The sequence below is a fragment of the Aquipseudomonas alcaligenes genome (assembly GCF_003205495.1).
Classification (GTDB): Bacteria; Pseudomonadota; Gammaproteobacteria; order Pseudomonadales; family Pseudomonadaceae; genus Aquipseudomonas; species Aquipseudomonas alcaligenes_B.
Genome location: NZ_QJRX01000011.1, coordinates 59921 through 83166, shown reverse-complemented (window position 1 = coordinate 83166; position 23246 = coordinate 59921). Strand labels below are relative to the sequence as shown.

25 protein-coding genes are annotated in these 23246 nt (G+C 56.8%); 15 read left to right on the top strand and 10 right to left on the bottom strand.

The window, feature by feature from the left end:
* Positions 1-5: 5 nt before the first annotated feature.
* From DMO17_RS18615 to DMO17_RS18605, 4 genes are all read left to right on the top strand, one after another.
* Positions 6-683 carry a hypothetical protein gene (locus DMO17_RS18615; RefSeq protein WP_110683976.1) on the top strand — a complete coding sequence of 226 codons (678 nt, stop codon included), beginning with the start codon at positions 6-8 and terminating at the stop codon, positions 681-683.
* A gap of 127 nt (positions 684-810) precedes the next feature.
* The gene (locus DMO17_RS18610; RefSeq protein WP_110683975.1) at positions 811-2031 is read left to right on the top strand and encodes a type II secretion system F family protein; all 1221 of its coding nucleotides are present in this window, start codon (positions 811-813) and stop codon (positions 2029-2031) included.
* A gap of 233 nt (positions 2032-2264) precedes the next feature.
* Positions 2265-2411 (top strand): hypothetical protein, encoded by a 147-nt coding sequence (locus DMO17_RS19755; RefSeq protein WP_181418821.1) that lies wholly within the window; start codon positions 2265-2267, stop codon positions 2409-2411.
* Positions 2412-2466: 55 nt separating this feature from the next.
* Positions 2467-3201 carry a hypothetical protein gene (locus DMO17_RS18605; RefSeq protein WP_110683974.1) on the top strand — a complete coding sequence of 245 codons (735 nt, stop codon included), beginning with the start codon at positions 2467-2469 and terminating at the stop codon, positions 3199-3201.
* Between the two features lie 191 nt (positions 3202-3392).
* Here the strand turns inward: DMO17_RS18605 and DMO17_RS19750 are convergent, their stop codons facing one another.
* On the bottom strand, positions 3393-3560 hold the full coding sequence (locus DMO17_RS19750) for a hypothetical protein (protein ID WP_181418820.1): 168 nt from the start codon (positions 3558-3560) through the stop codon (positions 3393-3395).
* Between the two features lie 3 nt (positions 3561-3563).
* Here DMO17_RS19750 and DMO17_RS18600 point away from each other — a divergent pair, with 3 nt between their 5' ends.
* The 3 genes from DMO17_RS18600 (at position 3564) to DMO17_RS18585 (ending at position 7855) form a co-directional block, all read left to right on the top strand.
* Positions 3564-4268: a hypothetical protein gene (locus DMO17_RS18600; protein ID WP_146224936.1), complete on the top strand. Its 705-nt coding sequence runs from the start codon at positions 3564-3566 to the stop codon at positions 4266-4268.
* A gap of 762 nt (positions 4269-5030) precedes the next feature.
* A complete protein-coding gene (locus DMO17_RS18590) occupies positions 5031-6536 on the top strand; it encodes a DUF1800 domain-containing protein (RefSeq protein ID WP_110683971.1) in 1506 nt (501 codons plus the stop codon).
* Positions 6533-7855, top strand: a complete 1323-nt coding sequence (locus DMO17_RS18585; protein ID WP_110683970.1) for a DUF1501 domain-containing protein — start codon at positions 6533-6535, stop codon at positions 7853-7855. The genes DMO17_RS18590 and DMO17_RS18585 overlap by 4 nt, the downstream gene beginning before the upstream one ends.
* A gap of 24 nt (positions 7856-7879) precedes the next feature.
* On the opposite strand, the gene gspD is transcribed toward DMO17_RS18585, so the two are convergent.
* Together gspD and DMO17_RS19625 are read right to left on the bottom strand one after the other, a co-directional pair.
* On the bottom strand, positions 7880-10108 hold the full coding sequence (gspD, locus tag DMO17_RS18580) for a type II secretion system secretin GspD (RefSeq protein WP_110683969.1): 2229 nt from the start codon (positions 10106-10108) through the stop codon (positions 7880-7882).
* Positions 10108-10569, bottom strand: coding sequence for a hypothetical protein (locus DMO17_RS19625; RefSeq protein ID WP_146224934.1), 462 nt, complete (start codon positions 10567-10569; stop codon positions 10108-10110). Before DMO17_RS19625 ends, gspD begins: the two co-directional genes overlap by 1 nt.
* Before the next feature lie 227 nt (positions 10570-10796).
* On the opposite strand from DMO17_RS19625, the gene DMO17_RS18575 reads away from it, so the two are divergent.
* The 5 genes from DMO17_RS18575 to DMO17_RS18560 all read left to right on the top strand — a co-directional run bounded on the left by DMO17_RS18575 (position 10797) and on the right by DMO17_RS18560 (position 14634).
* The gene (locus tag DMO17_RS18575) at positions 10797-11180 is read left to right on the top strand and encodes a hypothetical protein (protein WP_110683968.1); all 384 of its coding nucleotides are present in this window, start codon (positions 10797-10799) and stop codon (positions 11178-11180) included.
* Positions 11180-12241 (top strand): PEGA domain-containing protein, encoded by a 1062-nt coding sequence (locus tag DMO17_RS18570; RefSeq protein ID WP_110683967.1) that lies wholly within the window; start codon positions 11180-11182, stop codon positions 12239-12241. The genes DMO17_RS18575 and DMO17_RS18570 overlap by 1 nt, the downstream gene beginning before the upstream one ends.
* A gap of 320 nt (positions 12242-12561) precedes the next feature.
* Positions 12562-13077, top strand: a complete 516-nt coding sequence (locus tag DMO17_RS19620; RefSeq protein WP_146224933.1) for a hypothetical protein — start codon at positions 12562-12564, stop codon at positions 13075-13077.
* A gap of 36 nt (positions 13078-13113) precedes the next feature.
* Entirely contained in the window at positions 13114-13875 is a 762-nt protein-coding gene (locus DMO17_RS18565) for a hypothetical protein (protein ID WP_146224932.1), read from the top strand.
* Positions 13876-13887: 12 nt separating this feature from the next.
* Positions 13888-14634, top strand: coding sequence for a carbon-nitrogen hydrolase family protein (locus tag DMO17_RS18560; protein WP_110683965.1), 747 nt, complete (start codon positions 13888-13890; stop codon positions 14632-14634).
* A 25-nt stretch (positions 14635-14659) separates the two neighbouring features.
* Here the strand turns inward: DMO17_RS18560 and DMO17_RS18555 are convergent, their stop codons facing one another.
* A complete protein-coding gene (locus tag DMO17_RS18555) occupies positions 14660-15124 on the bottom strand; it encodes an NUDIX hydrolase (protein WP_110683964.1) in 465 nt (154 codons plus the stop codon).
* A 124-nt stretch (positions 15125-15248) separates the two neighbouring features.
* Between DMO17_RS18555 and DMO17_RS18550 the strand changes: the two genes are divergently transcribed.
* From DMO17_RS18550 to DMO17_RS19615, 3 genes are read left to right on the top strand one after another with little or no spacing between them, the layout of a single operon-like run.
* The gene (locus tag DMO17_RS18550) at positions 15249-15764 is read left to right on the top strand and encodes a GNAT family N-acetyltransferase (RefSeq protein ID WP_110683963.1); all 516 of its coding nucleotides are present in this window, start codon (positions 15249-15251) and stop codon (positions 15762-15764) included.
* Positions 15765-15801: 37 nt separating this feature from the next.
* Entirely contained in the window at positions 15802-16569 is a 768-nt protein-coding gene (locus DMO17_RS18545; RefSeq protein ID WP_146224931.1) for a hypothetical protein, read from the top strand.
* Between the two features lie 9 nt (positions 16570-16578).
* Complete coding sequence (locus DMO17_RS19615) at positions 16579-16932, top strand: 5-carboxymethyl-2-hydroxymuconate Delta-isomerase (protein ID WP_146224930.1); 354 nt, start codon at positions 16579-16581, stop codon at positions 16930-16932.
* A 78-nt stretch (positions 16933-17010) separates the two neighbouring features.
* Here DMO17_RS19615 and DMO17_RS18540 read toward each other — a convergent pair whose 3' ends face one another.
* The 6 genes from DMO17_RS18540 to DMO17_RS18515 all read right to left on the bottom strand — a co-directional run bounded on the left by DMO17_RS18540 (position 17011) and on the right by DMO17_RS18515 (position 23217).
* Entirely contained in the window at positions 17011-18237 is a 1227-nt protein-coding gene (locus tag DMO17_RS18540) for a tyrosine-type recombinase/integrase (protein WP_110683961.1), read from the bottom strand.
* Positions 18238-18438: 201 nt separating this feature from the next.
* Positions 18439-18966, bottom strand: coding sequence for an inorganic diphosphatase (gene ppa / locus DMO17_RS18535; RefSeq protein ID WP_110683960.1), 528 nt, complete (start codon positions 18964-18966; stop codon positions 18439-18441).
* A gap of 78 nt (positions 18967-19044) precedes the next feature.
* Positions 19045-19863 (bottom strand): M90 family metallopeptidase, encoded by an 819-nt coding sequence (locus DMO17_RS18530; RefSeq protein WP_110683959.1) that lies wholly within the window; start codon positions 19861-19863, stop codon positions 19045-19047.
* Between the two features lie 49 nt (positions 19864-19912).
* A complete protein-coding gene (locus DMO17_RS18525; protein ID WP_110683958.1) occupies positions 19913-20365 on the bottom strand; it encodes a GNAT family N-acetyltransferase in 453 nt (150 codons plus the stop codon).
* Between the two features lie 170 nt (positions 20366-20535).
* Entirely contained in the window at positions 20536-21696 is a 1161-nt protein-coding gene (locus tag DMO17_RS18520; RefSeq protein ID WP_110683957.1) for an iron-containing alcohol dehydrogenase, read from the bottom strand.
* Between the two features lie 132 nt (positions 21697-21828).
* Positions 21829-23217: an aldehyde dehydrogenase family protein gene (locus DMO17_RS18515; RefSeq protein ID WP_110683956.1), complete on the bottom strand. Its 1389-nt coding sequence runs from the start codon at positions 23215-23217 to the stop codon at positions 21829-21831.
* Between the last annotated feature and the right edge of the window lie 29 nt (positions 23218-23246).

The following is a 23246-nucleotide window of genomic DNA, read 5'->3' as shown; positions in this document are numbered from 1 at the left end:
GGGCCATGTCACTCCCGCAAGTACTGTTCAGCTTGATGATCATGGGCATGCTCAGCCAGGCTACCGTCAGCCTGTCTGGCCTGGCCATCGATACTCAGAAGCGCGCGGAAATGCGCGCCAAGCTGATCGAGCTCAGCGACGCTGTGTTGCGCCACTACAATCGCACTGGCCAGCTCCCGGCGGACCTCAGCGCCCTTGAGCTTGCTAGCCCCGTGAGCGCCGCCGAGCTGCAAAATGGCTACACGGACCCATATAGCCAGGCCTTCACCCTGCTGCATCGCAACGACCCGGCGCAAACCTTCACCGCGCCCGGTAGCAGCGCGCAATTGGTGGCCGCGCTAATTGCTCGCAACGGCAACGGTCAGCTCGACAGCGCCCTTATTGGTAGCCAGCTTAGCTTGGGTGGGGATGACTATGCGGTGTTCGTCACCCGCGCCCAGTTGGAGGCCCAGCCGCGCTGGCAAACCCGCCAGCGCTTACAGCTGTGCAGTAGCGCACTGGCCCTGTACAGCGCCCAGTACGGCGTGCCAGCTGGTATCGAGCCCATGCTCGCCAGCGGCCACTTGCCTCCGGCTCAGGCGCTGGATGCTTGGGGCGGTAAGTTGCTTGTCAATGGCGTCCAATGCTACTCCGCAGGGCCAGATCATAATCCTGTTAATAGCGCAGATAATGTCGATCTTTGAGGCGCGTTAGTCTCATTAAGTGCAAGTCTTCTTGTTGGCTTTATTTTAAAGCGCTGCATGCCTGTTTATTATAAATATAATATTTTATTTAAAATTCGAACTTGTCGTTGTTCTTTTGGGTGTGCTCATGTTGACCTTTAAATATTCGGCCTTGACGCAAGTCGGTAGCAAGTTGGCTGGTGAGATTGATGGGCCAAGTCGTGAGCTTTGTATTCAGACACTTGAGCAAAAAGGATATCTTGTTCTTAAGATCGCGCCTGTCCGTTTTTCTTTTTTGCGTCCCTCAAGGTTTGACCGTCTATTGCTCATTTTGCTCTTGGAGGAGTGGGCGGGTCTTAGTGGGTATGGCTTGAATGAGTCGGCTGTAATGGGGCTTTTGACGCGCGATACAAAGCTACCTCAACGCGTGCGCATGACCGCTAGCCGCATCGGCGATGGTCTGCACAGCGGCTACCCGCTGCAGCAGTGCCTGGAGATGGTCGGTATCCCCGAGGATATTGCCCACTTCATTTCCGCCGGCCAGTACTCCGGGGTGCTCAAGGAAACCCTGGAGTCGGTTGTGGCGCGTGAGCGCGAGCGTCAGGAGATCCGCTCGGCCTGGGCCACGGTGCTGGTGTATCCGGCGCTGATGGCGCTGCTGCTTCTGGCGGTGAACGTAGTGTCGGTAATCTGGCTCATCCCCATGCAGGAAAAGATGATGCTGAACATGGTGCGCGGCGAGTACGCCGCTATCCCGTTCAGCTCTCGCGCCATTTTCTGGGCCAGCGAGCATGCGGGCTACTTCATGTTGGGCATAGTGCTGTTGGTGCTGTTTCTGGCAGCGGGCCACGCGTTGTTAAAACGCTACAACGAAGGTTATGCAGAAGGGGTTTCACGCTGGTGGAGTGGGGTGCCGCTGCTGGGCAGCCTGAGCTTCGATACCCAAGTTTCGTTCTTCTTGCGCAGTCTGGCCTTGAGTACGCGGGTGGGAGAGGGTCTGGTTGTGGCATTGAGCAACGCCAGCAAGCAAGTGGACTCTCGACACCTGAGAAAGGAGCTGAGCCAGATTCGCGAGTTGGTAGCTTACGGTGAGTGCCAGTTTGCTGAAGCGTTGCAACGGCACGAGCTGGTGCCTGGCTTGGATGTACTGGTCGCTCGCGGCGAGTACGGTGGACGCGAGGCGCTGGTCAAGGCACTGCTGGAGGCCGTGCGCTATCTCAGTGGGCGCGTCGATCGCCAGGTCGAGCGGTTGCGCCGCGCCTCCGGCTTTATCGGCGATGTGCTGGTGTACTTGGGGGCTGCGCCCACGCTGATCGCCCTGACCATTCCGCAGCTGGACGCTGTGAAACTGATGGCGCGGATGTTCTAGGCCGGTGTCAGGCTGATCGCGACTGGTAAAGGATGCATGACTCCATCTGCTGCAGGCTTTGGAGTGTAGTTGCACTGCCTGTTAGCGCCACAAAGCGTGATGTTAATCACACTTTCCCGCACTTTCAGTGTGAGGCGAATGTTGTGGAGCAGCGCGTGTGGCATGGGGCGGTTTGCCCTGGTGGAGCGGTAAAGCCGACAGAGGCCGTGCGTCGATATCAGACGGTGGCTGCAATGGCAGAACCTGCTCTGCGCCCGCTGCCCGATGCCGCGGTGCCTGTGACGGTAAAGGTGAGTGTTGGTACGCGCTTTTACCAGTTCCTCGGTGCCCTGATGGCCCTGCAGACCCTCACGCTGTTGGTGGTGTGTTTTTCGGCGTGAACTAAGCGCCTGGCAAGCCAATGTGTGCTTGGCCAGCTGTGCGAACAAGGGAGGCATGCTGATGCGAGGCAATGCAGCATTGTTGGGGCCGATGGCCTGTTGTTTTACCAGCCTGGAAGGTTTGGCAAGCGCCCTTGAGTTGGCGCCCGAAGTAACCGAGGGCCTGGTGCACTGTGGCGTTTTGCCTGCACCGAGCTACCGGGTGTACATGCGCGTGTCGGCAGGGCGTGGCTCCGCGCGCGAAGTGCACGAATTTTACAGCGTGGCGGCAGTGACTTATGCGCGCATGTATGTGAAGCCCTCCTTGGAGGTGGACGATGAAGCGGCCCAGATTCCGCTTGAAGCTCGCGTGTACAAGACCTTTCTGCAAGCCTGGGATGACTTTGAGGGCATGCAGGCGCAGCACCTGCAGGCGGATGTGCTGAATCTGTTGTTGGACCAGCCGGAGATTTTTTGCCGGCGCAGCACCTTTGACCACATCGTCGATGGCACGCTGTTGAGGGTGTTGCGATCGGTCAGCTTTAACAATCTGGCGCGCTTCATCCGGGTCGCGCAGGGGCTGCGTGAGCACGTGGCCTGGATGCTCAGTGAGGGTTCGGACAGCGCCGACCTGAACCATGAGCTGCACATCAGTGCGTTGTTGTCCGAGCTGGATGACCTGGTGGTGCCGAAGGCTCGGTTGTACCTGCCCAATCTATCCATTTGGGCGCTGCAGGCTAGGGCGCAGAAGTGGATCGATGAGCAGCAGCGGTTGTATCAGGATGGTGGCTATGCACCGCGCTACGCCTGAACGGTCAACCGCGACCACGGAACTCCTCACGGAGGAGGAGTTGGCTTACCTGCGTGAGCTGTACGCAGCCACGCCGGAAAGTCATGGTTTTTGGGAAAGGCTCGGGGCGCGTTGGCGTCTGTGGGGTGTCGGCAGATCAGTTCGGAGGGGCGCAACGCCCACCGGGCCTGCAGCTCGCTCTGCGTTCTGAGTCAGCTGTTCTCCTGTAAGGAATATTCAGAGGCTTTTTCCTCTAAACCGCGAAACGGCTGCGTGTATCCCCAACTGCTCGCTGTAGCCCGCTCGCGGTTCTTTTTTTCAGGCTCTCTATGACTTCTCCCCGATTTTTCATGGCCGATGCTTGCCATCAGGTCGAGCATGGCATGCACGCTTTTCAGTTTGCTGGGGTGATGGCGACCCCTGTTGCAGAGGCTCACTTCAACTGGCTGTGGGCCCAGCATGACTGCCGCAACATGCGCTGGTCATCGATTTCTCCGGCCAATCTGGAGCGCCAGTTTCAGGCGATCAGCGCGATCCTGAGCGTGCCGGAGCTATCCATCCACATCTCCACCAGCGTGCGTATGAAGTACACCAACTCGGGCTATCTTGGCCGTGAGAGCCAGCGCTACAACCGCATCATGTTGCAGTTTTTGGTGCCGGTGCTCACCGAGGGCAAGGTTCTTCCAGTGGTGCTGGATACCTCCAACGTGAAACGTGCCTTGCGTTTGGATCGGGCGCTCAAGTGGTTCGAGCGGCAGTGGGAGAACCCACCGATCACGATTCAACGCATCAATGGCAGCGAAGCGCCGCTGTCGCAGTTGGCGATGTTCCTGGCCAGCGCCTTTGCCTATGGCGCGCACGATGTAGCGGGAAGCGCTGCCAAGCTGACCTTCCTCTCCAGGCTTCTCAGTTTGCTGCTGACGCCTTCGCCGCGCCGGCCGGTGGTCAGTGTTCCCGAGGAGCACCTGCGCGACCAACTGTTAGAGGTCAATCGGGCTTTGAAAAGTTTGCAGCCCGCGCCGCCGCCAACGATCACCGTCAAGCCACGCCAACGCCTCTCACTGGCCAAGACGCCGGCGCTGTCCTGAGGTCCTCCCTGCGCATCACTGCGCCCTTCATTCACCTGTTAGTTAGGGTGTGACGTAATGTTGTTTCGATTGAATAGCCTTCTGGGTGTTAAAGGTCTGACGCTGGCTTTTGGCGCCAGCATGGGGGTGACGATGGTGGCCCTCGAGGTCACCCAGGAGCCACCCTCCAGCCCACCGCAACCTGCCGCGGTGAGCCGGCCAATAGCGCAGTCGACCCAACCTCAGCCCAAGCCCACTGCCCCGAAAGTGGCACCGGCTGAGCCGCGGGTGAGTGCTGAGCCTTTGGCATTGGCGCCGCTATCGAGTGGACCCTCGGAGGCTTCCACTTCCCAATCGGTTGATAGCGATAGACCTGAGGGCCGTGACGAGCCTAAGTCGAATGACAGGTCACGTGATGCGCAGCCAAGCAGTACTGCAACGCCGGCTGCAAGCGGCGTGAGTGTTGCCGCGCCAGGTGCATCGCAACCGCCGACAGCTTCTCCTGCACCAACAGTGCCAGGGGCGCCGAGCGATCCCACGGATCCGAGCGACCCCACGGACCCGACCGATCCCACGGACCCGACCGATCCCACGGACCCGACCGATCCCACGGACCCGACCGATCCCACGGACCCGACCGATCCCACGGATCCGGGCGACCCCACGGACCCGACCGATCCCACGGACCCGACCGATCCCACGGATCCGACTGATCCCACGGACCCGACCGATCCTACGGATCCTAACGATCCGCCTGGACCGGCTCCCTTCGTGCCGCGTTCGATGTCTGCCGAGATTCACGCAGTCGAGTTTCTCAACCAGGCCACATTCGGGGCCAAGGTTGATGAGGTTTCCCATTTGCTTGGGATCGGCCTTGAACAGTGGTTTGAGGAGCAGAAAGAAGCCGCCCCGACGCTACATTTTCCGAAGATCACTGCTGCTTCGCCTGGGATCATCGATCGAACCAATGTGTGGATGCACACGGCCCTCACCGCGCCAGACCAGCTGCGTCAGCGCGTTGCTTTTGCCCTGAGCCAGTTGATGGTCGTGTCGGATCGGTCGGATCGTCTGATCACTAAGCCTCAGCCCGTTGCCAACTATTACGACATTCTGGTGCGACATGCCTTCGGTAACTATCGCGAGTTGTTGGAGGAGGTGACGCTAAGCCCGGTGATGGGCGAATACCTGTCGATGAAGGGCAACCGCAAAGCCAGCATCTCCGCGAATATCCGCCCGGACGAGAACTATGCCCGCGAGATCATGCAGCTCTTTTCGCTTGGCATTTCTCTACTCAATGAAGACGGCACGGTGAAGTTGGACGGCAATGGCAGGGCGTTGCCGACCTACACCCAGCAGGACATCCAGACGCTAGCGCGGATCTTTACCGGATGGCACTTCAAAGGGCTGACGAATTTCGAGACCGATACCTCTGCGAATTGGTACGACCCCATGGAGCCTTATGCCCTTTACCACGATACGGGGGCTAAGCAGCTACTCAACTGCCCGGCATTTCCTGCGGGGCGTGATGCGCGCGCCGAACTTGAGCAGGTTCTGGATTGTCTGTTCATGCACCCTAATACCCCGGTGTTTGTGAGTAAGCACCTGATCGGCCGTTTGGTGACAACGGATCCTTCTGGCGATTACGTGCGCAGGGTCAGTGCAGTGTTCCGTGACAACGGTGCTGGCGTTAGGGGCGATCTGTTCGCGGTGGTTAAGGCCATTCTCACGGATGCTGAAGCGTCTCTTCACGATCTAAGAACGACCCGTCGTGCTAAGGAGCCTTTGCTCAAGGTGACGCAGCTGTGGCGGTTCTTTGAGGCGCAGACAGCTAGCGGTAGGTATGAGGATATCGATACCGACTGGCGTTTCTACCAGGCGCCGCTGCGCAGCCCATCGGTGTTCAACTTCTTTCCGGCGGATTACACCATTATCGATGATGAGTCGGGTGAGCGGCATTTGTTACCTGAGCTTTTCTTGCTCGACGAGCATGCGTTGACCCAGACAACCAACCTGATTACGACGCACCTTAGTACATGGTGGAAGGGAAGCACTGTGGCACAACCCAGTAATAGGCCCTATCTGGATCTCAGTCGCTATAACAACAAACCCGGCGAAGAGGTTATCCCTGATATCGACAAGTATCTGCTCTTTGGGACGATGAGTGATTTACTTAGGGACTATGCGGAAACGCATGTTGGGCAGGTGTCTAACAATGACATAAATCCCTCTTACGTGGCGCGTGAGGCGCTCATGATCATTCTGAATAGTCCGGAGTTTTCCGTGCAATGAAACGGCGTGAACTACTGAAGGTGCCATTCTATTTGGGCGCTTCGACCCTGATGGGAAGTTTGCTGCAGAAAGCATATGCCGCAAGCGATTATAAGGCTCTAGTTTGTATTTTTTTGCACGGTGGTAACGATAGTTTCAATATGCTAGTTCCCCGTAACCAAGCGCTTTATGATGTTTACCAGAGAGCGCGTGGCAATATGCATGTCTCGGAAAGTGATCTTGCGGCTCCTGCTTTTACCGACAATGATTCGGTACCCTACGCTCTGCCCCTGAGCATGCCTTTTACCCAGACCCTTGCTGACGCCGGTAAGGTCGCAGCAGTCGCCAATATCGGTCCGCGCGGTCCTGAGCCGATTGTGGGCGATGGGGGGATTCCACGTTTATTTTCACACAACGATCAGCAAAGCCAATGGATGACCCTTCAGGGGGCATCTGATCTAAGAACCGGTTGGGCCGGCCGTTTAGATGATATTTGGGATGCCCAGCCTCCGCTAAATTACTCGGTAAGCGGTAATAATCTGTGGCAGTTGGGAGAGGTCTCCAAGCCATATATAATGTCGTTACAGTCTGGCGTTAGAAAGTTTGATAATTTAAATCCTGCTTCGACCTGGCAGCTCGAGAGGAAACGTCACCAATCTATTGTTGAGTTGCTGCGTGCAGGCGGCTCCTCCCCCGCAGAGCGCTATTATGCGAAGTCTATGCTGAGAGCCATGGAGCTTTCTGAGTTGCATTATGGCGTCGTAAATTATGATCCCTTGAATGATCCATTCGCAGGTTTGTTTAATGACGTCACTAACCCTCTATTGAGGCAAATGAGGTATGTCGCCTTGACGATGAGGGGGCGTAATATTTTGGGCGCCAACAGGCATATTTTCTATGTGTCATTGGGCGGCTTCGATACGCATGATCATCAGTTGGAAAACCACCCCAAACTACTCGCGCAGCTTGATGCCGGTATCAAGGGGTTATATCAAGCCTGTGCGGGGCTTGGGATAACCGAGAACGTGACGATTTTTACCGCTTCCGAGTTCGGCCGCACGCTGACCAGTAACGGCGATGGTACTGACCATGGTTGGGGAGGGCACCAGTTGGTCATCGGTGATGCTGTTAGAGGCGGGAAAATCTACGGCAAGATGCCGTCTCTGAGCCTGGGCAGCGACGATGATTTTGGCTTCGGCCGAATCAAGCCTTCGCTGTCGGTTGAGCAGTATGTGGCGGATCTGCTGGTTTGGTTCGGGCTGAGTGAGTCGCAGATCAACCAAGTGTTACCTAATCTGCCGTCTTTTGCTCAGCGTAGCCTGGGCTACATGCAGGTATAGAGGGTCACATCCTTGTGAGAAAGCTTAGCGAGAGGGGCGTATGAACGCCCCTTTTGCTTTGAGTTCGGCGGGAATGATTGCAATCTGGTCCTGGGCTTGAGCCTGGCTCTTGTAGTAGCCAAGTACCAGGGAATAGATCGGCTGTTGCTGATCGAGAAAGCGCTCCTCGATCAGCAAAGGCAGGTTGGGGTTACGCTCGATGATCTTCTCCAGATGCGAGCGCTGTTGGCCACTCATGAGCTGGATCACATAGTTGGGCTCGGCCACCTCCATATGCACTGGGGCCGTGGCTTTGCTTGTGCTCGAGCGCTGTGTCAGGGGCTTTGCGTCGGGGGCCTTGAAGACCTTGGCGGCAGGTTCTGACTTCGACTCTGCGGGCTTGTTGGGAGCCTTGTCAAAGAGCTCCTCACGCTTGCCGGGGAGGGCGCTTTCCTTTGCCTCCTTTTGTTCGCCAATGACCCGAATGTTTTGATACTTCTGCTCGCTGATATCGGCCAGGGTTTGCTCGTCGCGGATGATGCTGGGGCGAATCAGTACCAGCAGGTTGCGCTTGATGTGCACATCCTTGGTGCTACGGAACAGGGCGCCGATGAAGGGGATGCTGCCCAGCAGTGGTACCTTGGAGACCGACTGGGTGATGTCGTCCTGAATCAATCCGCCGAGCACGATCACTTCCCCATTTTTGGCCATGACGGTGCTTTTGATGGCGCGTTTGTTGGTGATCAGGTCAACGGCGGCGACATTTTGGGCGGTGGGGGCGATCGACGAGATCTCCTGCACGATGTCCATGCGCAGAGCTTCGCCATCATTGATGTGGGGCGTTACTTTAAGGGTGACGCCCACGTCCTTGCGTTCGATGGTCTGGAAGGGGTTGGCTACGCCGCTACCGCTGGTTGCGTAGGAGCCGGTCTGGAAAGGAACGTTCTGGCCGACCAGGATTTCTGCTTCCTGGTTATCCAGGGTCAGCAGGCTCGGTGTGGAAAGCAGGTTGGTATTGCTGTTGCTGCTGAGGGCGGTGACCAGTGCGCCGAAGTTGTCATTGCCAACGCCGATGATGGCGCCGTTTGGCAACGAGGTGGGGACCTTCTTTTCATCAATGGCTTTGAGCACCGTCCCCACAGAAAGGCCCGTATCGCTGAAGTTGACGCCGCCAGCGCCGGCTGTTCCGTTGCCGCGGCCATCGATTGCCCATTGCACGCCCAGGGCCTCGCTGATGTCGCCGGACACTTCGACGATAGCGGCTTCGACCATGACCTGTGCACGTGAGACATCCAGCTTCTCAATGAGGGACTGGATGCTGTCGTGATGGTGCTTGGGCGCCATGACGATGATGGCGTTGAGCTGGGTGTCGGCGGTGACGAAGGACTTCTGGCCCTCATCGGTATTAATACCCAGGGAGTCCGCCAGCTTTTCAATGGAGGAAACGATGTTCTTTGCGTCGCCATGACGTAGGCGAACTACCAGGGGGCCATTACTGCGGCTGGCTGGGATGTCGAGCTGCCTGACCACCTTGAGCACCTTCTCTTTGTCCTGAGCGGCGCCGCTGAGCAGGAGGCGGTTGGAGCGAGTGTCTGCAGTTATCTGCATTTCTCGGCCTCCTTTCTTGGAGATCTGCTCTGCCAGGTCATTAAGCGTCTCAAGCAGCTGGGTGACTGATGCGTACTTGAGGCTGACGACACTCACATCGCTGCTCGCCTTCTCTTCGATTGAGCGAATTACATGCTCGATCCGCTCAATGTTGGCAGCTTGATCGGTGACGATGACAGAGTTCGAGGTTTTCTCAGCGCTGATATTGGCGTGGCCCGGAAGCAGGGGGCGGAGGACCGGAATCAGCTCTTCGGCCGGCATCTGAGAGACCTTGATCAGGCGGGTTTCGAAGTGCTCGGGCTCGCCTGTCTGGGTGACGCTCGCTTCAACCTTCGCCATGTTAAGCGGCGCGATCTTGCTCTGTGCACCCTGCGGAATGATGGTGAAGCCATGGGCGTTGAGCGTGCTCACGAAGAGCTTGAGGAGCTCACGTTTGTTCAAGGGGTCTTGCGACAGTACCGTGACCTTGCCACTCACCCGGGGATCAACAATAAACGTTTCGCCCGTAAGCGAAGAGACCTCTTCGATGAACGTCTTGATATCGACATCTTTAAGGCTGATGTGCCATGGCTCTTGGGCGCGGACAGCCTCCAGGGGGGCGGAGTGGATGAAAGATGAGTGAACGAGCAGCAGAAGTGCGCTACTGCCAATAATTAGACTGCGCATCAGAGAGATAACCGATTTTCAGCAAGTATATGGAGGTTGGGTTTGAATTCGATGATGTACTCTTGGGTACCATCAATTAGGGTGAAATAGTTAGGGGCGATATGGTTAAGCGTTAGGGACGGATTTAAATGGTCGCCTGCTTTGAGCATTTTCATCTGGCCGCCTATCTCGATAATTAATTTTGAGGATTTATCATCTCTGGTCACGATGCGGCCAAGAATCCGAACATCTTTGAGTAATGATGTCGGGTCTTTTTTTACGGGCTTTGTGGGTTGAGGGAAAAGCTGAGAAACCTGGTTGAGATTTACCTCCGGCTTTTGGGTTCTAGGGGTGAGAACTTCACTCTCAATTGGCAGTAAAGGAGTGCTGAATGTGGTTCGAAGGTCGAATATTTCACTGGCTAGCCATATGCCAATAGCCGTGACCACAAATAAAGGAAGGGTTGAGCGTAAAAGTTGCATATCTAGACCCGGATAAGTCGAAGCGCTGGATTCTAGGTGCTGCCATAGGGCGTCCTCGCCCCCTATCAGCGCAACCAGCCATGGTCTCCCAGGTCATGATGCGCAAAGCCGCAAAGGCGCTCCCGGCCACTGCATTCATCGCACTGTCAGGCAGTGCATGCCTGCCTCTGTTGCACTGCTTGCCATAGTCGTTCAGTCGGGAGTCGTGCAAATTTGAGCAGTTCTAAATGCGGTTGGGGCTGCGCCAAGTGTTCAAAAAAATCTATTTCATCGCCGTTCTAGGCATTCTGCTTTGGCCGGCTTCTGCTGTCGCGATTGAATTGCCGGCGGTAGATAAGGCAAAGGACTGCTCTAGGTATTTAAATTCAGATCTTATTCAAGATCGAATGTTGAGCTTCTATTCGACCTCAAGCGAGCCTGTCTGGATACTGGCAGAGTTTGATGTGCTGGAGTCTGGGCGGGTTAATGCTTTGAGGCTGGTCGATAGTCAGCCGAAGAAAATTAACACTGAAGAAATCAATGACTTCTTTGCAGGAGTTTTGTTTCAGAAAGAAAAGCCTAGGCAGGGTTGTCAGCTTCTGTTGGCCCACTTACCGGTCACGGTACGTTAATGGAGAGTATTGAAGTGATGATCGGTTCTAAAAAAAGCACCGTGATGGGAGTGATGATGCTCCTGGGTCTGGCTTTTGTCTCAATGGCTGTTGCCAACGTAGAGCAGCAAGGTGGCTCTGAGGGCAACCAGTCTCTTGCCGATGCATACCGACAGCAGAAGCAGGAACTAGAGGTGATCGAGGCGGAGCTGAGCGATGTCGGTGCGCAGCTGGACAGTGCACGTTCGGATTATGAGTCAGCCCTAGCAAAACGCGACTCGATCAAGTCCGGCGTCTCTTCACAGTTAGAGCAGTTTTTTGAGACTGCTATGGGGCAACAGCAGATCACTATGCTTCTGACGCAATATGCCGAGCAGCTGCAAGAGCTTGAAGCACATAAGGGATTGATGCAGGCGCGCGAAAGCGCCTTTAACGACGTTGAGAAGCGTAAGGTCAAGCAAGAGAGCAAGGTGGCTTTCCTCGAAACACAGATGTCACTGCTTAAAGAGGCTGAAGACCGGAAGTTGGTTGCTCAACTGGCGGGTAGCCTCAGGCAGGATGTTAGCTTCTCTCGCGACCTGACGTTCCGTTGCGATTTTGGTTCGACACTTAGGCAATGCCTTGAGCAGAAAAACTTCAATGCTGATATTCCTTCTTGGCTTGCGGAGCATTACGTACAGAAAATGTCTGACTTCGAGGGTGTGGATGTTTCAACCCTTGCAGTTAATAAGGACTACTTTAAGTTCAGCGCTAAGCATCAATTCACGAGTGCCCAGATTGATCTGAATAATATCGTGTCAGCTAAGGTGGACTTCACCGTTAAGGTTGAGCCGCATCGTGCTCTTCCTTGCATTCTGTTATCTGTTGATAAAAAACTGTGTGATTTTGTCACCCATCGACTGCAGGTTAGAAGTAATCGCCATGGTGACGAGGTTTTAATTAATGGGAAGTCATACGGGTCAACTCCCTTGGTGGTTTCACTGGAGGGAGGGAAATATGATCTGGTGGTAAAACATCAAAATAGCTCCCGCGCTCGGCAGATTGAATTGGCCTCGGATAAAAAGCTGTTCTTTAGATTCTAAAGGTTAGGGTGATAGACGTTGAGGTCTGTTGCGGCAAGAGAGGCACTTGGTCGCCCTGTAGAGTGGCACGATTTACGGGGAGAATATACATGGAAGCCTTACTCCAAAGTCCAAGTGCGTAGTCTGGATGTTATCGATGAAGGTGATTTAGAGCTTGATGACGGTCATGCGGTGGTCGGCTTCATCAATGCGTTTATGCGCAAGCATGGCTTGGTTCGTGTACAGGCAGTACACAAAATTGAAAGCTTGATTCAGTCTGCACCTAGGGACCAGGTCCTGACGCGTCTAGCGCTATGCCGTTGGCTGGAGACTAAGTGGTAATGCTGAGTGAGTTCTTTGTCTCGATTCCTGAGCTTTCTAATGAAGCAGTGACATTATTGCCTTTGACTTATACCAGTCGAGTCGATCTTGACGGTATTCTCGCATCCGATGCCTATTACTCACTCGGGATCTTCTCGCGTGAGACTGTGATGAGTTGCACTGTGCCTGAGTTTGCCATGGGTTCGTGGCTGCTCAATAGTTATGGTCTTCTGTCCATATATAGCCAGCAGCATCAGCGTTGCGTGGGGTACGTCGGCGCTATGTGGAGCGAGGCGCATGGCGAGCATATGCTTTGGGCGATTGTAGATTGCGAGCGAGGCCAATCCATCTGTATTGCCGCGGCTGAAGCGTATTCTTGCTGGTTCTTGAACAGATTTCGTCAGCACTCCCTCGGTGTCGTACTGGTGGGTGCGGGACTGCTTCCTGCGTTTACCTCTATATCACTGAGTCTGCGCAGTGATTTAGATGAGATTAAGGGCGCCCGTTTCTATCAAGTTGCACTTGCAAGTGTGTGATGTGCAGCTTAACCACCCAGTGCTGAGTAGCTTTCAATGACTTCATCTTGGATAAACCTGATTTCAGTTTCATTGCTGTTGGTTGTCCTGGTTAGCGTACTTTGGGCTTCTTTTCGGCTTGGTCGAGGGGCAGCTCCAAGTGTTGCTGCGCTGCTGGTATGTCCAGCAGTTTATTTCCTTTGGTATTGGCTAAAAACTATTGTGGTTTGGGACGGTTTGATGGCCGTCATGAGCAAGGTTCACTCTTTAGCATTGATGCTGTGTTTTTTGGCTGCACTTGAGGCTCTGTCGAAATTTATTGTGTTTAAGTGGTGTCAGGAACGTTACTCGATTGATCCTATTTGGGTCTTGTCATTTTCAATTACTGCCGCAGTCGTTGAGGTGGTTCTTGTTTATGTCTATGGTTTTGTTCTGCTGGTTGCATTCTCGCTAGATAGCAACTTTGCGCAGATGGCCCTTGCTGAGATGCACGAGCAACGAGCTGCATTCTTGTTTAATCAGCTGAATTCACTGGTTTCTTCTTCTGCCCTGGGTTTGTGGATGCTTGTTTTTGTTCTCGTAATGGTCAAGGTATTTTCTACGCTGTTTATATATCGCGCTACGGCTGAGCGATTCTACTTGTGGCTGCCGCTTTCTTTTGTTGCAGGACTAATTGCACTGCTGCCGTATTTTGCATTTGATATGGGGTTCGCGAGCTACTCAGAAACCTCCTGGGTTCTTGAGGCTGCAGCTGGCGGCTTTCTGATATTTCTTTGGTGGGTGCTGTACATAGACAAAGATGTCGCTGTGAAAGGCTGAGCGCAAAGTATTATGGATATCAGGATAGCTGCGGCGCAGTCGAGATCTATTTCCGGTGATATTGCAGGAAATATTCAGGAGCATCTTAAGTTCATAGATCAGGCGCATGCGCGAGCAGTGGACTTGATTGTGTTCCCTGAGTTGTCGCTGACGGGGTATGAGCTCGAATCTCTGTCGCGTTCTGCTATTCGTGCCGATGATTGTTTGTTAGATCCGCTGGCAAATGCTTCACAGAAGTACGGAATGGTAATTGTGGTGGGCTTGCCATTACTTTCATTAAGCAAGCTGCCACACATTGCATCACTTGTATTCTTTCCAGATGGATCACGGGAAATTTATGCAAAAGCTTTCCTACACTTAGGAGAAGAGGCTTTTGCTGCTCCTTCAAATTCGCCCCCGTTGGTGATTAACGTTAATGGTTTTTCTTGTGCACTTGCGATCTGTGCCGATACCGCTTATCCAAGCCACTTACAGGCGGTAGCTGGGGAGTGTGATTTGTATCTGGCTAGCATGCTGGTCTCGGATTTTGGGTTTCCGATAGACGCTGAGAATCTCCGCTCCAGTGCTTTCAGGCATCGTGTGGGTGTCCTGATGGCGAATCATGCTGCACGCTCCGGAAATTTTGATAGCGCTGGGCGTAGCTCTTTCTGGTCCGCCGAGGGGTGTTTGGTTGAGCAAGTGCCTGGAAGAGGAAACTACTTGCTGGTCATGTCTTACTCGTCGGGGGATTGGAGTGGAGAGTGCATTCAGGTGGAGTGATTTAGCGTGAGTGTTGCCTGGGCGATCATCGAATGATGAGGTGCTGCATGTTCTCGGTTTCGAATAAATGGTCCAGTATTTCTAGGGGGCGCAGATCCAGATTGCGTAATTGTTCAATAGGGAACCAGCAAAAGATCAAGTTCTCATTTTTTTCGGCCCCTGGAAAATCACCGTGTTGTAGTAGGGCTGCGGATTCCTCTGTCAGATAGGTGGGATGGTAGAAGCAGATTTCATGATGCGGTCTACCGAGGTACTCATAGAAGTGTTCGGTTACTAGTGTTGGGCGTGCGACTGTCACTGTCTCAGCAAGCTCCTCATGGATTTCTCTAGCGATCGCCTCAGCTGAGGATTCTCCTGCATTTATCCTACCTCCCGGCAGGGTCCAGAAATGTGCTCCAGTGAATTTATGTAGAAGTACTTTTTGGTTGTGCTGTATTAGGCCTGCTGCGCGAAGGTTGAAGGTGATACCTGTTGTCTCGAAATTAATCATGGTTATGTCCGCTGTTTGGGTTTCTATATTTTCTCATGAGTAATTCGAGTGCGGTCCAGGCATTTTTGTGCATGAATGAAATATCTGTCCCATAGTCTACTGTTTCGGGTCGACTGAGGTGTCGATGAGTGATCAAGTTCTTTCTACGGAAAGATTATGGGTGCGTCGCGTTATCAGGTCCGACGTTGAATGGTTTTATCGTGTTTACTCCCAGCCTGAAGTGACGCGCTGGGCTGGTGACGGTAAGCCACTTACCTGGGATGACTGTGCAAGATGGGTTGATGTAACCCTGGAAAACTATGCCAAGTATGGTTATGGCATGTTCTGTGTGCTCGAGCAGGAGCTGGATCAGGTAGTGGGATTTTGCGGTCTGGTTCACCCGGAGCCGGGTGCTTTACCTGAGTTGAAGTATGCGTTCGCGCCTGAGTATTGGGGGCGAGGTTATGCCTCGGAGCTCGTTCCTAAATTTTTATCAGCTCTTGTAAGAGAGTTTTCTTTGCAGAAGTTAATTGCGACTGTTGCGGTTGAGAATAAAGCCTCCCAGAGAGTTCTTGCTAAGTCGGGCATGATCAATGTTTCATCTCGAGCTGAAGGTGATTCGCTAACTCTTGTCTTTGAGCGCTCTTGCACGTTTGACTGAATTAAATTCTGAGACTGGTTTAGGGTTGGGGCTGTAAATGCTGTTGTTTAAGTTGATTTTTGTTCCGATGCTTATTGGGCTAATAGCTCATTGCGGCCGTCGCTATGGCGTTTCTGTTTCTGGGGTAATGAGTGGCTTTCCTGTTATCGCAGGACCAATTACATTGTTCATTTATTTCGAACAGGGGGAGTCATTTGTCAGGCAATCTGTCGAGGGCTCTCTGATTGGCGTGATTGCGCTTTCGGTATTTTGTTTCTCTTATGCGGGTCTCGTGGGTGTTGCGGGCTTGTTGGTTTCGTATTTGCTTGCTTTGCTGTCTTTCTTTTCGTTATCAATGTTGCTATCGCTGATTGATGTTTCCTCCTATGTGCTGGCGTTCGTGGCGATTATTTTGATCTTTATTCAAATTAGGCTTCTGCCAACTCCAGAGGTTTTAAGGCCCGGCGGAACTTCGGTCGAGCGTGAGATGTACCTCAGAATGTTTTTTGCTGCTGCTTTGGTTTTGTTGGTGACATATGGGTCGTCTTTTATAGGCGGCGAGTATAGCGGTGTGCTTGCAACATTCCCTGTTGCGGGGTCGACGCTAGCCATTTTCCTGACGCGGTATCACTCTGCCGATCATGCGGTGTCTGCCCTAAGAGCAATGCTCTTTGGGTTGATAGGTATGGTGGTCTTCTTCTTTTGTGTTTCTTTGTTGTCTGAACATGGTTGGCCGTTCCTTGAGGCATTCAGTATATCGATAGCTTTCGCTCTACTGGTGCAGTTCTTGGCTTTGCAAGTTCGTTCTTTCTTGATGTATAGGTGAGATTGCTTTATGCCGCACTGCATTGTTGAGTATTCGATCGGGCTAGAGCCTGAGTTACTAATGGCGGCGGTAGTTTCCGAGTGCCGCAATTCTGGTCTATTTTCATCTGATGGTGGCGATATAAAAGCCAGGGCTATTGGTTATGCGCGCTTTAGCCTGGCAGAGGCTGAACACTTTGCTCATGTGCAGATTCGTATGCTTTCGGGTAGGACCATTGCTCAAAAAGCAATGCTTTCGGAGTGCGTGCGAGAACGCATCTTCTACGCCATGAATCGTAGCTGTTCGGTCTCTGTCGAGATTGTGGACATGTGCCGCGAAACGTATGCGAAATCGCTCTGCTCCCAGCAAGATGCCGATGCTTGATCCGGTGTGGTTCCTCTAGTTTTGCGACTCTGCTAGCAAGCACCCTTGCGCGGGTGCTTGCTAGCTTTTGTAGGCGGCTTACTTCTCGGCGTTCGATGCGATGTCATGCCCTGAGCAGAATTCGGCCCAGTCATCCATCAGCTTTCTGCGCTTTTCCAGTAGATCGCTTCTCGAGTAGGCAGCTTCCGTCTGTCCTCGCTCGTCATGCGCGAGTGCCAGCTCGCAGACATCCCTAGGATAGTGTGTGCATTCGTTCGCCCAGTCGCGAAACGTCGAGCGGAATCCATGGCCTGTTATGTCTGCGTACCCTAGACCGTGGAGCAGGTTCCGGATCGCATTCGCATGCATGACGCCACTCTTTCCCTGGCCTGGAAAAAGGTAGATAGCGTGGGTTCTTGGCATGCCTTCCAGTAGCTCAATGACCTGCTGCGGAATCGGGATGGCGAAGGCTTTGCGCATCTTCATACGCTCGGCAGGCAGTGCCCAGACAGCTCGCTTCAGGTCGAATTCTTTCCATTGCGCGAATCTGATCATTTGTAGCCTGGCTCCGGTCAGTATGAGCAGGCGAGCCGCAATGGCATCGCGACTGTCCATTGCCGCCAGCTTTCCCATCAGTTCGGGAAGCTGCTGCCAGTGAAGTGCTGGGTAATGCTGTCGTAGTCTGGCCTTTCTCTTTTCCGCCTTGCTGAGCAGATTTTCTAGATGTCCACGCCAGCGTGCTGGATTATCGCCCTGGCGAAGACCGCGGGATTTTGCTGCATCTAGAATCTGCTCGATCTGGCCTCTGACCTCATCGGCTGTCCGGGTCTTGGTCTTCCAGATAGGTTTCAATACGGCAAGCACGTGGTCTGTATCGATGCTCTCTGCCGTCTTTTTTCCGAGCACTCTAAAGGCGTAGAGCTCAAGCTTCCGCAGCCAGCCCTTTCGCCATTTTTCAGACCAGCTACTTCCGTGCGCTTCCTGGTAGTCGAGCGCCAGATCTCTGAACGTCATCCGGCGCGCTGCTGCCTGTCGCTCAGCTTCACGTTTGGCTTCCTTAGCGGCATCTCTTGTCGCAAGCGGATCCTCGCCAGCGGCCAGCAGTCTGCGCTGATCGGCGGCGAGTTGGCGAGCCTCGCTGAGTGTTACGGTGGGGTAGGCACCGAGCCCCATCTCGCGACCGCGGCCATCGACCTTGTATCTGAAGATCCAGCTCGTACCGCCGCTTTTCGAGATCTGAAAATAGAGCCCATCACCGTCGTTGGTCTTGCCTGGTGCTGCGGCCTTTGCCAGCGACTCGATTGTCTTGATTGTCAGTTTTCCCATCTCGGCACTCCCTCAGTCCAAGCTCTCTGACCCACACTCTGACCCACACCTTGGGCGTGGTTTCAGCGGAATTGTGTTGGACGATTTTGGACTGATCCTAAGCTGTAAGCCTTGATTTTACTAGGGTCTGAGGATTTCCTAAGATTTCTCTGGACAATAAAAAGGCCGGCTTGTGGCCGGCCTTCAGGGGGTGGTGTTGGCTTACTTCTGGTATGCCGCTACCGCCTTCAGAATCATTTGGCGAGCGGCGTCGGCGCCTGCCCAGCCTTCGACCTTGACCCACTTGCCCTTCTCCAGATCCTTGTAGTTCTCGAAGAAGTGCTTGATCTGCTCCAGCAGCAGGGCCGGCAGGTCGGTGTATTCCTGCACGTCCTTGTACAGCACGCTCAGCTTGTCGTGCGGTACGGCGACCAGCTTGGCGTCGCCGCCGGCTTCGTCGCTCATGTTCAGCACGCCGACCGGACGGCAGCGGATGACCGAGCCCGGGGCGACCGGGTAGGGGGTCACGACCAGCACGTCGAGGGGGTCACCGTCGTCGGCCAGGGTGTGCGGGATGAAGCCGTAGTTGGCCGGGTAGAACATCGGGGTGGCCATGAAGCGATCGACGAACAGGCAGTCGGTGTCGTGATCGATTTCGTACTTGATCGGCGCGTGGTTGGCCGGAATCTCGATGGCGACGTAGATGTCGTTCGGCACGTCTTTGCCGGCCGGAACTTTGCTGTAGCTCATGGGCGACTCCCCTGGGGTGGGCCAAAAAAAGTGGGCGGATTATAGGCACATTCCCCAGGCGTTACTACGCCTGGTCGATTATCCGTTGGTCGTGTCGCGGTAATCCGGGTGGTTTTGCTGCAGGGCCCGCAGGCGTGCCAGCGGGTCCTGGCGGTAGAAGGCCTGCAGCTGCTGATAGACGGCCGGGAAGGCTGCGGCCAGCAGGTCCGGGGCGGTGAAGAAGTATTCGCTGGTGACGGCGAAGAATTCCGCCGGGTTCTCGGCGGCATAGGGGTCGATGGCGGTCTCGGCCTCGGGGTCGGCATCGAGGGTGGCGTTGAGGCCATCGTAGGCCGCCTGCATGGCGGCGGCCCAGTCCTGGATGCGCATGTCGCGGTGCAGTGGCGGCAGGCCGTTGGCGTCGCCGTTGAGCATGTCCAGCTTGTGCGCCAGTTCGTGGATCACCAGGTTGTAGGCATCCCAGCCGCCGCTGCTCTGCACGCCGGGCCAGGCGAGGATCACCGGGCCCTGCTGCCAGGCCTCGCCGCTGCGCTCGTCGTCCCACTCGTGCTCGACGCCGGCGGCATCGCGATGGCGCTGCGGGCTGACGAAGTCGTCCGGGTACAGGACGATCTCGTGGAAGCCCTGGTACCAGTCCAGGTCGGCCAGGTGCAGCAGCGGCAGCTCGGCCTGGGCGGCCAGAGTCAGGCGATCAATTTCATCCAGCTCGATGCCGGGCAGGCTGGTCAGGCGCTTGCGGTGCAGGAACAGCACGGCGCGCTGGAACAGGCGCTGCTCCTCGGCCTCGGCGAGGCCGTCGAGGATCGGCAGGCGGGCGCGCACCGCCTGCCAGTGCTGGGTGGTGTAGGGCGAACGGGAGAGGATGCGCCGGCGGCGCCAGGCGCGGAACGACCACATGCGGGATGCTCGGCAGCAGGCCGGGGCAGGGGGGCTGCCCCGACGGCGCTCAGTCGCCCAGTTCCAGGGTGTAGTTCTTGAATTTCTCGTCTTCGCGGAAGCCGATGGACTCGTAGGTCTTCTGCGCCACCACGTTGTCCACGCTGGTGGCCACGCGCAGGCGCACGGCGTTGGTTTCCTTGGCCATCTGCTTGGCGGTCTGCAGCAGGCGGTCGGCGACCAGCATGCGCCGGGCGTCCTCGGCCACATAGATGTCGTTGAGAATCCATACGCGCTTGAGCGACAGCGAGGAGTAGCTGGGGAACAGCTGGCAGTAGCCGAGCAGCTTGTCCTCGTCGTCCGCCAGGGCCAGGTAGATCACCGATTCCTTGCGCTTGATGCGGGTCTCGAGGAACTTGCGCGACGAGTCCGGGAAGGGCAGCTGGCCATAGAATTCGCGGTACTTGATGAACAGCGGGGTCAGCAGGTCCAGGTGCTCCAGGGTGGCTTGGACAATGCGCATGGCGGGCCTCGGCGTCTGTGGACTGATGTGGATGGCACTGCAGATGCTGTGCCAGCGGTCAGTTCGATGCTGCCCAAACCGGCTGGAAAGCGCAATCCAAGCAAGCGTTTGATTTTGCGTGGCGCCCGCCGTCCACCGCGCCCGCCGCTCTGCGGCGGGGCCTGGCGGTATCACAGGGTGCCGTGCAGGGCGGCACTGAAAATCGCGGCGGTGTCGGTTTCCTGCAGTGGCCTGGGGTTGCCGCCCGCGGAAGGGTCGACCACGGCCATCTGGGCGATCTGCGTGCTGCGCTGGTCATCCACCCCGAGACCGGCCAGGGTATGCGGCACGCCGCTGTCCTCTCGCAGGCGCATGACCAGGTCGAGGAAGCTGGCGAAGCCGGGATTGGCCAGGCCGAGATAAGCCGCCAGGCGGGTGATGCGCTCCTCGATCACGCCGCGGTTGAACTGCAGCACGTAGGGCATCAGCACCGCGTTGGTCATGCCGTGGTGGGTGTCGTACAGCGCACCGATCGGGTGCGCCAGGGCGTGCATGCCGCCCAGGCCCTTCTGGAAGGCGGTGGCGCCCATGGCGGCGGCGGCCAGCATGTCGGCGCGCGCATCGAGATCGTCGGGCTGGCGCACGGCGCGGATCAGCGATTGCTGCACCAGGCGCATGCCCTCCACGGCGATGCCGTCGGCCAGCGGGTGGAAGCCCGGCGCGCAGTAGGCTTCCAGGCAGTGCGAGAAGGCGTCCATGCCGGTGCCGGCGGTGACCCAGGCGGGCATGCCGACGGTCAGCTCGGGATCGCTGATGACGATCTTCGGCATCATCTGCGGGTGGAAGATGATGCGCTTGGTGTGGGTGCGCTCGTCGGTGAGGATGCCGGCGCGGCCGACTTCCGAGCCGGTGCCGGCGGTGGTTGGCACGGCGATGATCGGCGCTATGCCCCTCGGATCGGCGCGGGTCCACCAGTCGCCGACATCCTCATAGTCCCAGACCGGGCGCGCCTGGCCGCTCATGAAGGCGATCAGCTTGCCCATGTCCAGGCCGCTGCCGCCGCCGAAGGCGACCACGCCGTCGTGCTTGCCGGCGTGGTAGGCGGCCAGGCCGGCGTCGAGGTTGGCGCCCACCGGATTGGGCTTGAGATCGCTGAAGATCGCCGCGCCGAGGCCGGCGGCCTTGAGCGAGTCGAGGGCGGCGCTGGTGATCGGTGCGCTGGCCAGGCCGCGATCGGTGACCAGCAGTGGGCGCTGCATGCCGAGGCTCTGGCACAGCGCCGGCAGCTCCTTGATGCGCCCGGCGCCGAAGCGCACCGAGGTGGGGTAGTTCCAGTTGGCGGTCTTGCTCATGGCACACTCCTTGTTGGGTTTGGGTAGCCCGGATGCAATCCGGGGCTGGGCCATCCCGGATTGCATCCGGGCTACAGGGGCGTTGTTCGCGGAGCTCGCTCCTACAGACAGCTGCTGGCGCTCGCCATGACCTCAGAGCTGGTGGCGCAGATGGAACGACTTGGGCCGGGTCAGGTGCTCGTAGCCCAGGCGCGACAGGGTGGCGCCGCGCCCGGTGTGCTTGACCCCGGTCCAGGCCAGGGCCGGGTCGAGGTAGTCGCAGCGGTTCATGAACACGGTGCCGGTCTCCAGTTGGCCGCCGAGGCGCTCGGCGGCGTCCAGATCGCTGCTCCAGATGGCCGCGCTGAGACCGTAGGGGCTGTCGTTCATCAGGGCGATGGCCTCGGCGTCGTCGGCCACCGGCATGATGCCGACCACCGGGCCGAAGCTTTCCTCGCGCATCACCGCCATCTCGTGGTCGACCTGTACCAGCACCTGCGGCGCCATGTAGGGCGTGCCGGGGGCGTCGGCGGCGAAGCTCTTCGCGTCGATCAGTGCCCGCGCGCCCTTGGCGGTAGCCTGGGCGATCTGCCCGCGGACGAACTCGGCGGCCTGGGCGCGCACCAGCGGGCCGAGGGTGGTGGCCTGGTCCAGCGGGTTGCCCAGCACGTACTGGCGAGTCAGTTCGACGAAGCCTTCGACGAAGGCCGGGTAGAGCTTGTGGTCGACGTAGATGCGCTCGATGCCGCAGCAGCTCTGCCCGGAATTGAAGAAGCTGCCGTCGACCAGGTTCTCCACCGCGTGGGCCAGGTCGGCATCGGCGCGCACGTAGGCCGGGTCCTTGCCGCCCAGCTCCAGGCCGACGCCGATGAAGTGGCCGGCGGCGGCGCTTTCCATCATCCGCCCGCCTTCCACCGAGCCGGTGAAGTTGACCTGCTGCACCTGCCCGGAGGCGATCAGTGCGCCGGTCTGGCCGTGGTCCAGCACCAGGTTGTGGAACAGCCCGTCCGGCAGGCCGGCGCGGGCGAAGGCCTGGGCGAAGCGCTCGCCGACCAGCAGGGTCTGGCTGGCGTGCTTGAGCAGCACGGCGTTGCCGGCCATCAGTGCCGGGATGATGGCGTTCACTGCCGTCAGGTAGGGGTAGTTCCACGGCGCGATGACCAGCACGGTGCCCAGTGGCTCGCGGCGGATGAAGCGGCGAAAACCCTCACGGGGCTCGGGCAGCACATCGGCCAGGGCGCTTTCGGCGATGCCGATCATGTAGCGTGCGCGCTCCTCGAAGCCGCGCAGCTCGCCGGCGCCGAAGCGCACCGGGCGGCCCATCTGCCAGGCCAGCTCGGGGACTATCTCGTCCTGCATCGCCAGCATCGCGTCCACCGCCTTCAGGCAGTAGCCGGCGCGCTGCGCGATGGACAGGGTGCGCCAGGCGCGCTGGGCTTCCTGGGCCTGGTGCAGGACCTGTTCCAGTTGGTGGCTGCCGATGATGGCTCGCTCGGCGTAGAGGCTGCCGTCGACCGGCGAGATCAGGCGGATATGGTTCATGCTCGATAGGACTCCTGTGATCGTCCCTC